This is a genomic window from Streptomyces sp. NPDC048481, from assembly GCF_043200075.1.
In the GTDB taxonomy this organism is placed as follows: Bacteria; Actinomycetota; Actinomycetes; order Streptomycetales; family Streptomycetaceae; genus Streptomyces.
Genome location: NZ_JBICXC010000004.1, coordinates 272,945 through 286,182 on the forward strand (window position 1 = coordinate 272,945; position 13,238 = coordinate 286,182).

General features: G+C 72.8%; 15 protein-coding genes. 6 read left to right on the forward strand and 9 right to left on the reverse strand.

Going from position 1 to position 13,238, the window contains the following annotated elements; all coding sequences use genetic code 11:
• Positions 1-32: 32 nt before the first annotated feature.
• A complete protein-coding gene (locus ACGFSH_RS15315; RefSeq protein ID WP_393348598.1) occupies positions 33-977 on the reverse strand; it encodes an ROK family protein in 945 nt (314 codons plus the stop codon).
• Between the two features lie 230 nt (positions 978-1,207).
• Here ACGFSH_RS15315 and ACGFSH_RS15320 point away from each other — a divergent pair, with 230 nt between their 5' ends.
• The 3 genes from ACGFSH_RS15320 to ACGFSH_RS15330 all read left to right on the forward strand — a co-directional run bounded on the left by ACGFSH_RS15320 (position 1,208) and on the right by ACGFSH_RS15330 (position 3,463).
• Positions 1,208-2,245: a LacI family DNA-binding transcriptional regulator gene (locus ACGFSH_RS15320; RefSeq protein WP_393348600.1), complete on the forward strand. Its 1,038-nt coding sequence runs from the start codon at positions 1,208-1,210 to the stop codon at positions 2,243-2,245.
• A 7-nt stretch (positions 2,246-2,252) separates the two neighbouring features.
• Positions 2,253-2,990, forward strand: coding sequence for a hypothetical protein (locus tag ACGFSH_RS15325; RefSeq protein WP_393348602.1), 738 nt, complete (start codon positions 2,253-2,255; stop codon positions 2,988-2,990).
• A gap of 86 nt (positions 2,991-3,076) precedes the next feature.
• Complete coding sequence (locus tag ACGFSH_RS15330; RefSeq protein ID WP_393348604.1) at positions 3,077-3,463, forward strand: VOC family protein; 387 nt, start codon at positions 3,077-3,079, stop codon at positions 3,461-3,463.
• A 108-nt stretch (positions 3,464-3,571) separates the two neighbouring features.
• On the opposite strand, the gene ACGFSH_RS15335 is transcribed toward ACGFSH_RS15330, so the two are convergent.
• Positions 3,572-4,876 (reverse strand): DUF6986 family protein, encoded by a 1,305-nt coding sequence (locus ACGFSH_RS15335; RefSeq protein ID WP_393348606.1) that lies wholly within the window; start codon positions 4,874-4,876, stop codon positions 3,572-3,574.
• A gap of 363 nt (positions 4,877-5,239) precedes the next feature.
• Here ACGFSH_RS15335 and ACGFSH_RS15340 point away from each other — a divergent pair, with 363 nt between their 5' ends.
• On the forward strand, positions 5,240-5,998 hold the full coding sequence (locus ACGFSH_RS15340) for an endonuclease/exonuclease/phosphatase family protein (RefSeq protein WP_393348608.1): 759 nt from the start codon (positions 5,240-5,242) through the stop codon (positions 5,996-5,998).
• Between the two features lie 62 nt (positions 5,999-6,060).
• Here the strand turns inward: ACGFSH_RS15340 and ACGFSH_RS15345 are convergent, their stop codons facing one another.
• The 4 genes from ACGFSH_RS15345 to ACGFSH_RS15360 form a co-directional block, all read right to left on the reverse strand.
• On the reverse strand, positions 6,061-7,023 hold the full coding sequence (locus ACGFSH_RS15345; RefSeq protein WP_393348610.1) for an electron transfer flavoprotein subunit alpha/FixB family protein: 963 nt from the start codon (positions 7,021-7,023) through the stop codon (positions 6,061-6,063).
• A 51-nt stretch (positions 7,024-7,074) separates the two neighbouring features.
• Complete coding sequence (locus tag ACGFSH_RS15350; RefSeq protein ID WP_393348612.1) at positions 7,075-7,863, reverse strand: electron transfer flavoprotein subunit beta/FixA family protein; 789 nt, start codon at positions 7,861-7,863, stop codon at positions 7,075-7,077.
• A gap of 217 nt (positions 7,864-8,080) precedes the next feature.
• The gene (locus tag ACGFSH_RS15355; protein WP_393348614.1) at positions 8,081-8,590 is read right to left on the reverse strand and encodes a flavin reductase family protein; all 510 of its coding nucleotides are present in this window, start codon (positions 8,588-8,590) and stop codon (positions 8,081-8,083) included.
• A 208-nt stretch (positions 8,591-8,798) separates the two neighbouring features.
• A complete protein-coding gene (locus ACGFSH_RS15360; RefSeq protein ID WP_393348616.1) occupies positions 8,799-9,212 on the reverse strand; it encodes a TlpA family protein disulfide reductase in 414 nt (137 codons plus the stop codon).
• A 75-nt stretch (positions 9,213-9,287) separates the two neighbouring features.
• On the opposite strand from ACGFSH_RS15360, the gene ACGFSH_RS15365 reads away from it, so the two are divergent.
• Both ACGFSH_RS15365 and ACGFSH_RS15370 read left to right on the forward strand, forming a co-directional pair.
• On the forward strand, positions 9,288-9,695 hold the full coding sequence (locus ACGFSH_RS15365) for a DUF4395 domain-containing protein (RefSeq protein ID WP_393348618.1): 408 nt from the start codon (positions 9,288-9,290) through the stop codon (positions 9,693-9,695).
• Between the two features lie 185 nt (positions 9,696-9,880).
• The gene (locus ACGFSH_RS15370; protein ID WP_393348619.1) at positions 9,881-10,609 is read left to right on the forward strand and encodes a lysophospholipid acyltransferase family protein; all 729 of its coding nucleotides are present in this window, start codon (positions 9,881-9,883) and stop codon (positions 10,607-10,609) included.
• 117 nt (positions 10,610-10,726) lie between these two features.
• On the opposite strand, the gene ACGFSH_RS15375 is transcribed toward ACGFSH_RS15370, so the two are convergent.
• The 3 genes from ACGFSH_RS15375 to ACGFSH_RS15385 form a co-directional block, all read right to left on the reverse strand.
• A complete protein-coding gene (locus ACGFSH_RS15375) occupies positions 10,727-11,320 on the reverse strand; it encodes a transglutaminase domain-containing protein (protein ID WP_393348621.1) in 594 nt (197 codons plus the stop codon).
• Between the two features lie 96 nt (positions 11,321-11,416).
• Positions 11,417-12,487 carry a threonine aldolase family protein gene (locus tag ACGFSH_RS15380; RefSeq protein ID WP_393348623.1) on the reverse strand — a complete coding sequence of 357 codons (1,071 nt, stop codon included), beginning with the start codon at positions 12,485-12,487 and terminating at the stop codon, positions 11,417-11,419.
• On the reverse strand, positions 12,484-13,230 hold the full coding sequence (locus ACGFSH_RS15385; protein WP_393349155.1) for an SDR family NAD(P)-dependent oxidoreductase: 747 nt from the start codon (positions 13,228-13,230) through the stop codon (positions 12,484-12,486). Before ACGFSH_RS15385 ends, ACGFSH_RS15380 begins: the two co-directional genes overlap by 4 nt.
• Positions 13,231-13,238 lie beyond the last annotated feature (8 nt).

Below are 13,238 nucleotides of genomic sequence, written 5' to 3' on the forward strand. Positions count from 1 at the left end.
GTTCCTTCAAAAGGTCCCTGAGCCCCGCGCCCTCAGACCCCTGCCGCCGGTCCTCTCGACAGTGCGGCCGCGGCCGCTCCCACGAGGCCGGCGTCCGTGCCGGTCTGCGCGGGCGTCACCGTCAGGCGCCGGACGAAGGAGAGGGTCGCGTAGTCGCGGAGGGCCCGGCGCAGCGGGGCGAAGAGGATGTCGCCCGCTTTGCCCACGCCGCCGCCGATCACCGCGATGTCGATCTCGACGAGAGTCGCCGTCGCGGCGATGCCGGCGGCCAGGGCCTGGGCGGCGCGTTCGAAGGAGGCCAGCGCGACGGGGTCGCCCGCGCGGGCGGCTGCGGCCACGGCGGCGGCCGAGGCGTCGCCGTCGGGTCCGGGCGTCCAGCCGTTCTCCCGTGCCCGGCGGGCGATGTTGGGGCCGCTGGCGATGCGTTCCACGCAGCCCCGCGCCCCGCACGGGCACGGATCGCCGTCGAGGTCGACGCTGATGTGGCCGATGTGCCCGGCGTTGCCCGTGGGGCCGGGGTGCAGCCGTCCGCCCAGGACGAGGCCGCCGCCGACGCCGGTGGAGACCACCATGCACAGCGCGTTGTCGTGGCCGCGGGCCGCGCCCTGCCAGTGCTCGGCCGCCGTGATCGCCACGCCGTCGCCGATCAGCTCGACCGGCAGGTTCCCGGTCGCCGCCCGGACCCGGTCGACCAGCGGATACGCGCGCCAGCCGGGCACGTTCACGGGGCTGACGGTGCCGGTCGTCGCGTCCACCGGCCCGGCGCTGCCGATCCCGACGGCGTGGACGCGCTCCCACAGCGGCGAGACGGTCAGCTCCCCCAGCACCGCCTCGACGGCCCGCATGACGGTGTCGCCGTCCTCCCGGGCGGGCGTGGGGCGCTGGGCGCGGGCCAGGATCGTGCCGTCGCCGTCCACCAGCGCTCCGGCGATCTTGGTGCCGCCGATGTCGAGCGCGGCCACTAGGTCGGTGTGCATAGGTCTGGGTTCTCCCCGTCCACCTGGAAATGGGCTGTCCGGTCCTGCGGCTGGGGGACGCGGGCCGGATTGCGGTGGACAGTCTCTCCCGCATCTGACAACGTTGTCCAGGCTCTATGCTCGACGCCACATCCTCATACAAACCCCGGGGCGGCGCACCCCGTCCGCGAGATCCGACAGGACGGCGGGCATGCCGGCCTCCCGCGGACGACAGGACAGGACACAGCATCGTGCCGGAGACGCAGCGCCGCCCCGAGAGCCGTTACGGCAACCGTCCGACGATGAAGGACGTGGCGGCGCGGGCCGGAGTCGGCCTCAAGACGGTGTCCCGTGTGGTCAACGGCGAGCCGGGGGTGACGCCCGAGACGGAGCGCCGGGTCCAGGAGTCCATCGACGCGCTCGGTTTCCGGCGCAACGACAGCGCCCGTGTGCTGCGCAAGGGCCGCACCGCCAGCATCGGCCTGGTCCTGGAGGATCTCGCGGACCCGTTCTACGGGCCGCTGAGCCGGGCCGTCGAGGAGATCGCCCGCGCGCACGGCGCGCTGCTCATCAACGGCTCCAGCGCGGAGGACCCCGACCGCGAGCAGGAGCTGGCGCTGGCGCTGTGCGCGCGCCGGGTGGACGGCCTGGTCGTGATCCCGGCCGGTGACGACCACCGGTACCTGGAGCCGGAGATCAGGGCCGGGGTCGCGACGGTGTTCGTGGACCGGCCGGCGGGCGGCATCGACGCCGACTGCGTGCTGTCGGACAACTTCGGCGGCGCCCGCGCGGGCGTGGCCCATCTCGTGGCCCAGGGGCACCGCCGGATCGGCTTCATCGGTGACATGCCCCGCATCCACACCGCCGCGGAGCGCCTGCGGGGTTACCGGGCGGCGATGGAGGACGCGGGCATAGCGGTGGAGGACGCCTGGATGTCGCTGGGCGCCACCGACCCGGCGCGGGTGCGGCGCGCGGCCGAGGAGATGCTGTCGGGGGACGCGCCGGTCACGGCCGTCTTCTCGGGCAACAACCGGGTGACGGTCACCGTGATCCGGGTCCTCGCCGAGCACACCCGCCGGACCGCCCTGGTGGCCTTCGACGACCTTGAGCTCGCCGATCTGCTCCAGCCGGGGGTCACCGTCGTCGCGCAGGACGCGGCCGCGCTCGGCCGGACCGCCGCCGAGCGCCTGTTCCGGCAGCTGGACGGCACGCTGCTGGTCCCCGAGCGCATCGAGCTGCCGACCCGGCTCATCACCCGCGGCTCGGGCGAGCTGCCGCCGGCCGACTGAGCCGCCCGTGGACGCCCGTGACGAGCACCACACCCTGGAGGCGCTGGGGCTGGCCGACGCGCCCCGCGACCATCCGCTGCGCTACCCCGGCGTCCGGCCGAGCGGTTCCGGGCTGCTCGACGGGGACCGGCTGCTGCCGCTGGACCGCCTCACGCACCCCGGCCGGACCCCGGTGGTCGCCGTCGGCTCCAACGCGAGTCCCGCCCAACTCCGGCACAAGATGGCCGAGTCCGGCGTCTCCTCGCCCGTCCCGATGGTGCGGGCGCGGGTGACGGGGATCGACGTGGGCGTGTCGGCGCACATCAGCCGGCACGGATACGTCTCCGCGTCGCCCGTCGGCTCTCCGGGCACGGTACGGCAGCTGTTCGTCATCTGGCTGGACCCGGAGCAACTCGCCACGATGGACGCCACGGAGCCGAACTACGACCGGGTCCTGCTGCCCGCGCCGCAGGTCCGGGTGGAGCAGGAGAACGGCGAGGCCTTGCTGGGCTGCTTCGCCTACGTGAATCATCACGGGGTCCTGCACGACGGTTCGGGCGCCCCGCGCCGCCATCGGGACCAGCGTGCTCTCATCGCCGAACTCCTCGCTGAATCAGCGGCGTTGAGGGGGCTGTTCGGCGGGACGCCGGAGGAGTTCTGCCGTCGGGCCCGGTCCGACGCGGGCCTGTGCGAGCGGGGCACGCGATTGTTCGCGCAGGAGAATCGGGTGACCGTCTCCGGTCTGGAGCATCTGCGCGTCCGTTAGGGTGACGGGACGGCGTCGCGTGTCGGTCACCGGCCGGGTGAGGCATGGAGGCGCCCGTGAGTTTGCCTTACGGAGGCATTCCACACATGTCAGTCGAGCTGAATCACACCATCGTCCACTCCCGCGACAACCGGGAGGCGGCCGAGTTCCTCGCCCACGTTCTGGGACTCGAAGTCGGAGCCGGGTGGGGCCCGTTCGTTCCCGTCGGCACGAGCAACAACGTCACCCTGGACTTCGCCACCGTCCCGGCGGAGTCCATCGTCATGCAGCACTACGCGTTCCTCGTGTCCGACGACGAGTTCGACGCCGCCTTCGAGCGGATCGAGCGGGCCGGGATCACGTACTTCGCGGATCCGCAGGGCAGTCGGCCCGGCGAGATCAACCACAACCACGGCGGCCGGGGTCTGTACTTCATGGATCCGTCGGGGCACGGGATGGAGATCATCACCACCCCGTACACCTTCCCGGCGTAGCCCCCGCCGACGGCCGGCGGCCGGACCGGGGCGTCCGGCCTCCGGTCCGGCCGTCGGTCTCCGCGGCCTCCGCGCCCTTCCCGCCCGGCGCCGCCGCTCGGGCCCGCGTCAGCCCGCGGACGCCGTCAGATCGCCCCGGCGCGGTGCGGCGAAGCCCTCCAGGGCGGTGCGGGACAGTCCGGTCGCCCCGGTCACCTCGGCGAGGTCGAGGGCGCCGCAGTCGAGGCCGCGCAGCAGATAGCCGCTGAGGGCCTTGGCGGTCGCCGGTTCGTCCATGACGTCTCCGCCGGCACGGTGGACGTAGCGCGAGAGGCGGTCGGCGGCCTGGACGAAGCCCTCGCGGTAGAAGGCGAAGACCGCCGCGTAGCGGGTGGGAAGGTGGCCGGGGTGCATGTCCCAGCCCTGGTAGTAGGCGCGGGCGAGGGCCCGGCGGGTGAGGCCGTAGTGCAGCCGCCAGGCGTCGTGGACCTGCTCGGCCTGGCCGACGGGCAGCACGTTCGTGGAGCCGTCCGAGAGCCGTACGCCGGTTCCGGCCGCGGCGACCTGCATGACCGCCTTGGCGTGGTCGGCCGCGGGGTGGTCGCCGGCCTGGTGGGCGGCGGAGACGCCGAGACAGGCGCTGTAGTCGAAGGTGCCGTAGTGCAGACCGGTGGCCCGCCCCTCGGCCGCCTGGATCATGCGGGCCACGGTCGCGGTGCCGTCGGCGGCCAGGATGGCCTGGCTGGTCTCGATCTGGATCTCGAAGCCGAGCCGTCCGGCGTCCAGTCCGCGCGCCTTCTCGAAGGCCTCCAGGAGCCGGACCATGGCCGTGACCTGCTCGGGGTAGGTGACTTTCGGCAAGGTCAGGACCAGCCCGTCGGGCAGGCCGCCGGCCTCCGCCAGACCGGTGAGGAAGATGTCGAGCGTGCGGATGCCGCGGTCGCGCACCGCGGCCTCCATGCACTTCATGCGGATGCCCATCCAGGGGGCGGCACTGCCCTCGGCGCAGGCCCGGGCGATCAGCCGGGCGGCGCGGGCCGCCGCCGCGTCCTCCTCGGCATCGGGGCGGGGGCCGTAGCCGTCCTCGAAGTCGACGCGGAGGTCTTCCACGGGCTCCCGCTCCAGCTTGGCCCGCACGCGCGTGTACACGGGCTCGGCGAGGTCGTCGGACAGGCCGAGGCAGGCGGCGAAGGAGGCGGCGTCAGGGGCGTGTTCGTCGAGGGCCGCGAGGGCCCGGTCCCCCCACGCGCGGATCGTGCCGGCTTCGAAGACGTCACCGGGGACGTAGACGGTGTGGACGGGCTGGCGGGTGCCGGGGTCTCCGGGGTAGCGGCGCTCCAGTTCGGCGTCGACCGGGGCGAGGGAGGCGCTGATCCCGTCGCTGACGGCGCCCGCGAGACTCGTCGCCACCGTCTCCTGCTGGCCCTGACCCATGCCACACCCTCCTGTTTTCCGCTGTACGGAATCAACAATCCGCACAGTGAAGTTATCCGTGCGGCTTCCGGCGGGTCAACACCCCGTCCACCGCGTGGTCCCTTCCGCTCACCGCCGGGCGCCGCCGCGCCCGGCCCTCTTCCGCGCGCGGGGCCTCCCCCTTCATCCTGACTCACGAGGCAAGGAGGACACATGACGGGCACGAGCGGTCCGGACCGGCGGGCGGGGCGGAGACCCGCAGGAGCCGCCGCGGCCGTCACGGCCGCCCTCCGGCTGTTCGGCAGGCGGTCAGACCCGGCGGGACGGCGGGAGAGCGCGTCGCAGGGAGCGCTTCCGTGGACTCCCGCGCCGCCGCTGGAGGTGATGACCTTCAACCTCCGCCGCGCGTCCCGCTGGAAGCGCGACGGCTGGGCGGCACGACGGCCGGTGGTGAGCGCCCTGCTGCACCGCGCGGCCCCGCACGTCATCGGCACCCAGGAGGGCCGGCGGCGTCAGCTGCGCGACATCGCGGCCGATCTCGGGCCGCACTACGACCGGATCGGCGTCCCCCGCGCGGGACGCGACGACGAGGCCGTGGCCGTCTTCTGGGACACGCGCCGCCTCGTCCCGACCGCACACGAGCACTTCTGGCTGTCCGACACCCCCGCGGTGCGCGGCTCCGACACCTGGGGCGGCGGCCATCCCCGCATGGTCACCTGGGTCCGCTTCCGCGACCTGTGGGACGCGGGACGGGAGTTCGTCGTCCTCAACACGCATCTCGACGACGCGAGCCGGTACGCGCGCGTGCGCGCCGCCGCGCTGATCGCCGAGCGGATCGCCCGGTTCGACCCGGCGCTGCCGCTGCTGCTGACCGGCGACTTCAACGCCGTCGCGCACGACGACGCGGTCCACGGCACGCTGCTCGCCGCGGGTCTGGTGGACACCTGGGACACGGCACGCGCGCGGGAGGGGGCGTACGCCACGTTCCACGGGTACGGGCCGCTGGTTCCGGGCGGGGACCGCATCGACTGGATCCTGGCGACGCCCGGCGTCACCGTCCACCGGGAGTGGACCGACACGTTCGCCGTCGACGGCCGGTACCCGAGCGATCATCTCCCGGTGCGGGCGACCGTGAGCCTGTGACGGCCGAGGCCCCCGTGACCTGGGCGGTCACGGGGGCCTCGGGCGGTCGGGGACCGCGGGGATCAGCCCTTGCGGGTGTTGATCTCCTCGGTGAGCTGCGGGACGACGTCGAACAGGTCGCCGACGACGCCGTAGTCGACCAGGTCGAAGATCGGGGCCTCGGCGTCCTTGTTGACGGCGACGATCGTCTTCGAGGTCTGCATGCCGGCCCGGTGCTGGATGGCGCCGGAGATGCCGTTGGCGATGTAGAGCTGCGGCGAGACCGACTTGCCGGTCTGGCCCACCTGGTTGGTGTGCGGGTACCAGCCGGCGTCGACGGCGGCGCGGGAGGCGCCGACGGCCGCGCCGAGGGAGTCCGCCAGGGCCTCGATCAGCGCGAAGTTCTCGGCGCCGTTGACGCCGCGGCCGCCGGAGACCACGATCGCGGCCTCGGTCAGCTCCGGGCGGCCGGTCGACTCGCGCGGCGTGCGGCCGGTGACCTTGGTGCCGGTCGCCTGGGCCGAGAACGAGACGCTGAGCGACTCGACGGCGCCGGCGGCCGCAGCGGCCTCGACCGCGGCCGAGTTCGGCTTGACGGTGATGACCGGAACGCCCTTGGAGACGCGGGACTTGGTGGTGAAGGACGCGGCGAACACCGACTGGGTGGCCACCGGGCCCTCGGCGCCGGCCTCCAGGTCGACGGCGTCGGTGATGAGGCCGGAGCCGATGCGCAGCGCCAGGCGCGCGGCGACCTCCTTGCCCTCCGCGGAGGACGGGACGAGGACGGCGGCCGGGGAGACCGACTCGACGGCGGCCTGGAGCGCGTCCACCTTCGGTACGACGAGGTAGTCGGCGTACTCGGAGGCGTCGTGCGTGAGGACCTTGACGGCGCCGTGCTCGGCGAGCGCGGCGGCGGTGTTCTCGGCGCCCGGGCCGAGCGCGACGGCGACCGGCTCGCCGATGCGGCGGGCCAGCGTCAGCAGCTCCAGGGTGGGCTTGCGGACGGCGCCGTCCACGTGGTCGACGTAGACGAGGACTTCAGCCATGGGATTTGCTCTCCTGCGAAACGAAGTTGAGGGGCGGTCGGCGTGGGGCCTTTAGATGAACTTCTGGCCCGCGAGGAACTCGGCGAGCTGCTTGCCGCCCTCGCCCTCGTCCTTGACGATCGTGCCCGCGGTGCGGGCGGGACGCTCGGTCGCGGAGTCGACCTTGGTCCACGCGCCCTCCAGGCCGACCTCCCCGGCCTCCAGGTCCAGGTCAGACAGGTCCCAGGACTCCACCGGCTTCTTCTTGGCGGCCATGATGCCCTTGAAGGACGGGTAACGCGCCTCGCCGGACTGGTCGGTGACCGACACGACGGCCGGCAGGGAGGCCTCCAGGTTCTCGGAGGCGGCGTCGCCGTCGCGGCGGCCCTTGACCGTGCCGCCCTCGACCGAGACCTCGGAGAGCAGGGTGACCTGCGGGACGCCCAGGCGCTCGGCCAGCAGGGCCGGGACGACGCCCATGGTGCCGTCGGTGGAGGCCAGACCGGAGATGACCAGGTCGTAGCCGGCCTTCTCGATGGCCTTGGCGAGCACCAGGGAGGTGCCGATGACGTCGGTGCCGTGCAGGTCGTCGTCCTCGACGTGGATCGCCTTGTCGGCGCCCATGGAGAGAGCCTTGCGCAGCGCGTCCTTGGCGTCCTCGGGGCCCACCGTCAGGACGGTGATCTCCACGTCGTCGTCGGAGTTCTCGGAGATCTGCAGCGCCTGTTCGACCGCGTACTCGTCGAGCTCGGAGAGCAGACCGTCCACGTCGTCCCGGTCGACGGTCAGGTCATCGGCGAAGTGCCGGTCGCCGGTGGCGTCGGGCACGTACTTCACAGTGACAACGATCCTCAAGCTCACGCCGGCTCTCCTACTGCATCGTCAGTTCTGGCTGCCTTCTTCCAGGCAGCATAGGCGTCTCTGGCGGCCGATCCCGGTTGGGGCGGCCTGCGCTCCGACCGAAATATTACTCGTCAGTACACCCAGTTGGTTCCCGCTAAGCAAGCGCTTTGAACTGTGACCTGTGCAACGCAGCGTAATCGGAACCCGGCGCACGCGCAGGACGGCCGCCCAGTGATCAATCCCGCAGAGCCGTGAAACGCCCCTGGTGGTACAGCAGCGGTCGGCCCGTGCCCGTCGGATCGCCCAGAACCACCTCGGCCACCACGATGCGGTGGTCCCCAGCGGGGACGCGTGCGACGACACGGCACACCAGCCAGGCGAGCACGTCGTCCAGCACCGGCACCCCCTCGGGCCCCTCGCGCCACACCGTCGGCGCGCCGAAGCGGTCCGCGCCGCTGCGGGCGAAGGTGGCGGCCAGCGCCTGCTGGTGCTCGCCGAGTATGTGGACCCCGACGTGGTCCGTCCGCGACACCGCGGGCCAGCTGGAGGCTCTGGTGCCGATGCCGAAGGAGAGCATCGGGGGCTCCGCCGACACCGAGCTGAGGGAGGTGGCGGTGAAGCCGACCGGGCCGCTCTCGCCCGCGGCGGTGATCACGGCGACTCCCGCCGCGTGCCGCCGGAAGACGGAGCGCAGGAGGTCGGGAGAGGCCTGCTGGGCGAGGCCGAGGCCGGGCGGGGCCGTCATGAGGTCGTCCTTGTGTGGGAAGTCGCGGGTCGGGCCGTGGGCGCTCAACGAACCGGACAGCGCGCGCTCGCGACACGGAGCAGGTCCCGGTGGGCCGGTCCGCGCAGAAGGGGTTCCTCAGACATACCGCCAGGCTGACGACGGCGGGCACGCACAGTCAAGTCCGTCCCCGCGACTGGGAGATGCCTCACCGTCCCGCGGCCGCAGGTCACACCGCCTCCCCCAGGGCCGCGACGACGTCCGCCTTGCGGGGCTGGCCGGTCGCGCGCCGGACGATCCGGCCGTCGGCGTCGAGGACCAGCACGGTCGGCGTCTTGAGGATGCCCAGCTCCCTCACGAGATCCAGCCGTGCCTCGGCGTCGATCTCGACGTGGGCGACTCCGGGGACCAGGCCGGCCACCTCGCCCAGCACCCTGCGGGTCGCCCGGCAGGGCGCGCAGAAGGCGCTGGAGAACTGCACGAGCGTGGCCCGTTCGCCCAAGGCGCCACCGAGCCGGTCCGCTCCCAGCCGCCTGCCGTCGTCGCGCCCGCGCACCCTGACCCTCCCGCTCCGCCGCCGTTGCAGCACTCCGTAGGCGCTCGCCGCCGCGAGCACCGCCACGCACACCATCAGTCCGGTCATCGGCTGGTGCAGCGTTCACGAGACTGCAAAGATTCCCGGCCCCGAGGATCGCGCCGGATGCGGAATGCTTGATTCATGGACATCGACGTGAGGGGCCCGCGCTTCGGGGCCGCCGCGACGACCGTGGTGCTCGCGGTCGTCCTCATCACCGGGAACCCCTGGCTGCTGGCCTGGCAGACACTGGCGTTCGCGCTTGGCGCGGCGGGGCGTTCGCCTTACGGCTGGGTGTTCCGCCGGGCCGTAAGGCCGCGGCTCGGGCCGCCGGTCGCGTTCGAGGCCCCGGAGCCGCCGCGGTTCGCCCAGGCCGTCGGCCTCGCGTTCGCGGGCCTCGGCCTCGTCGGTCTCGTCCTCGGACCCGGCTGGCTCGGCCTTGCTGCGACGGCCGCCGCGCTGGCCGCCGCGTTCCTCAACGCCGTCTTCGGGTACTGCCTGGGGTGCGAGTTGTACCTGCTCGTGCGGAGGGCGGCGGTGCGCGTGGAGTAAAGGGCGCATAAAAGGCCGAGGTGGATCACGGGGTGACGTGACGAGGATCTCGCCGCCGCCGGGCACCAGGGCTGGCTCCCCGGCCGTTCTTCGGGCACGATCTGCGAGATGCCGTAAACCTACGGCTGCGTAACTTTGCCGCCGGAGGCATCCCCGGCAAAGAGAAGGAAGGGTTCGCCCCGCCCATGGCAGAGCTTGTCTACCGCCCCGTCGTCGGCCTCGCCCAGGTCCTGTTCAAGGCCTGGGACCTCAAGATCGACTGCAAGGGGTCGGAGAACATCCCGCGCTCAGGTGGTGCCGTGCTGGTGAGCAATCACATCAGCTACCTCGACTTCATCTTCGACGGTCTGGCCGCCCTCCCGCAGAAACGTCTAGTTCGTTTCATGGCGAAGGAGTCCGTGTTCCGCCACCGGATCTCCGGCCCGCTGATGCGCGGCATGAAGCACATCCCGGTGGACCGCGACCAGGGCGAGACGGCCTACGCGCACGCGCTGGAGTCGCTGCGCTCCGGCGAGATCGTCGGCGTCTTCCCCGAGGCCACCATCTCGCAGTCGTTCACGCTGAAGAGCTTCAAGTCGGGCGCGGCCCGCATGGCGCAGGAGGCCGGCGTCCCGCTGATCCCGGTGGCGCTGTGGGGCACCCAGCGCCTGTGGACCAAGGGGCACCCGCGCAACTTCAAGCGCAGCCACACCCCGATCACCATCCGCGTGGGCGAGGCCATGGAGGCCTCGCGCGACAAGTACGCGGGCGCCCTCACCCGGCAGCTGCGCGAACGCGTCCAGGAACTGCTGGAGGCGGCCCAGCGCGCCTACCCCGTGCGCCCCAAGGACGCGAGCGACACCTGGTGGATGCCGGCCCACCTCGGCGGCACGGCGCCCACGCCGGAGCAGGTCCGCGAGGCCGAGGCCCGCTGACCGGAGCGGCGCCGGGTGACGCACGCCCCGGCGCCCGCAAGGTCCTCGACGCACCCCGGTCGCCGTCGGCCGCCGGGGCTCCGTCCGTTCCCGTCGTCCCGTGAGCGGCACGCCCCCTCACAGCGCGGTGGGCAGGCTCCTCCACAGCCGGGCCCGGTCGGGGGCGGACCGCAGCGCGTCCAGGACGGCCGGGTGCGGCGCAGCCAGGAGACGCGGGTAGTCCCACTCGCCCGCCGCGCGGTCGGGGCGGAAGGCGAGACGCTCGCCGTCCAGCGAGAACCGTGCGTCCACCCCCGGCTTGTTACCGCGCGGGTCCTGGCGGTGCCAGGCGCCGCCGAACCGGACCGCGACGAGTCCGTGGACGGCATGGCCTTCGCCGTCGTCGTGGGCGAGCCGCTGGTAGCAGAGCGCGGTGGGGATGTCCTCGGCCCTCAGCAGCGCGGCCAGCGCGTGGGCCTTGGCGTGGCAGATGCCCGTCCCCTGCGCGAGCACGTCCGAGGCGCGCCAGGTGACCCGCGGGTCGCCGGCGTCCTGCGAGTGGGTGATGGCGTCGCGCACGAATGCGAACGCCAGCGCCGCATAGGCATACGAGTCCTCGGCGTCCCTCGCGAGCCGCGCGGCCGTCTCCCGCACCAGCGGATGCCGATGGTCGATCGCCTCGTCGGCGCACAGATAGGCGGACAGGTCGGGGTTGTCCTGGGTCAGCTCCATGGCGCGAGAGCATAGGAAAGCGATCACCCGGGAGTCAATGACTTTTCAGGTGACCGCATACCTATGCAGAGCGCGCTGCGCACGCCGCCGACGCCGTTACCGCGCCATCTCCTCCTTGACCGCGGCCACGAACGTGTCCACGTCGTCCTCGGTCGTGTCGAACGCGCACATCCAGCGCACGACGCCCGCCGACTCGTCCCAGAAGTAGAACCGGAACCGCTTCTGCAGGCGCACGCTCACCTCGTGCGGCAGCCGTGCGAAGACGCCGTTGGCCTGCACCGGGTACAGGACCTCCACGCCGTGCACGGCACGCACGCCCTCCGCCAGCCGCTGGGCCATCTCGTTGGCGTGCCGGGCGTTGCGCAGCCACAGGTCCCTGGCGAGCAGCGCCTCCAGCTGCACCGACACGAAGCGCATCTTGGAGGCGAGTTGCATGGACAGCTTGCGCAGATGCTTCATGTGGCTGACGGCGTCCTGGTTGATCACGACGACCGCCTCGCCGAACAGCGCGCCGTTCTTCGTCCCCCCGAGCGAGAGGACGTCGACGCCGACCGCGTTGGTGAACGTCCGCATCGGCACGTCCAGCGAGGCCGCCGCGTTGGCTATCCGCGAGCCGTCCAGGTGGACCTTCATGCCCCGCGCGTGGGCGTGGTCGCAGATCGCGCGGATCTCCTCGGGCGTGTAGAGCGTGCCCAGCTCCGTGCTCTGGGTGATCGAGACGGCCTGCGGCATCGCACGGTGCTCGTCGTCCCACCCCCAGGCCTGCCGGTCGATCAGCTCGGGGGTGAGCTTGCCGTCGGGCGTGGGCACGGTGAGCAGCTTGAGCCCGCCCATGCGCTCGGGCGCGCCGCCCTCGTCCACGTTGATGTGGGCGCTCTCGGCGCAGATCACCGCACCCCAGCGGTCGGTGAGCGCCTGGAGCGCGACGACGTTCGCGCCGGTGCCGTTGAAGACCGGGAAGGCCTCCGCGGTCGGCCCGAAGTGACTGCGGACGATCCCCTGGAGGTTCTCGGTGTAGTCGTCCTCCCCGTACGCCACCTGATGGCCCCCGTTGGCCACGGCCAGGGCGGCCAGCACCTCCGGGTGCACGCCGGCGTAGTTGTCGCTGGCGAAGCCGCGGACCTCGGGGTCGTGATGGCGTCGGGCGTCGGTCTTGGGAGGGTTCACGGCTTCTCGGTGAGCCACAGACGCTGTCCGTTCACTTTGGTGGCGGGCTTCTCCCAGACCCCGGCGATGGCCTCGGCCAGGTCCTTGACGTCCGTGAAGCCCGCGAACTTCGCGTTGGGGCGGTCGGCGCGCATCGCCTCGTGCACCAGCGCCTTCACGACCAGGATCGCAGCCGCGGACGTCGGGCCGTCGGCGCCCCCGGCCTTGCGGAAGGCGTCGGCGAGCGCCAGCGTCCACGCCTCGGCGGCGGCCTTGGCGGCGGCGTACGCGGCGTTGCCCGCGGTGGGCTTCGTGGCGCCGGAGGCGCTGATCAGCACGTACCGGCCGCGGTCGCTGCGCTGGAGGCCCTCGAAGAAGGCGAGCGAGGTGTGCTGCACGGTCTTGATGAGCAGGAGCTCCAGGAAGTCCCAGTCGTCCAGGCTGGTCTTGATGAACGTCTCGCTGCCGCGCCAGCCGCCGACGAGGTGGACCACGCCGTCGACCCGGCCGAACTCCTTCTCGACGCGCAGCGCCCAGTCGCGGGTCGAGTCCAGGTCGAGCAGGTCGACGGGCTCGCCGGTGACGGTGGCGCCGCCGGCGCCGTAGCGGGCCGCGTCCACGGCCTCCGCCAGCCGCTCCGGGTCGTTGTCCGCGCCGACGACGGTGGCGCCGGCCTCGGCGAGCCTGAGCAGTGCCGCCCGGCCCGCGGGTCCGCCCGCGCCGGCCACCGCGATCACCGCACCGCTGAGAGCCCCGTTCCCCATGTTCTTCG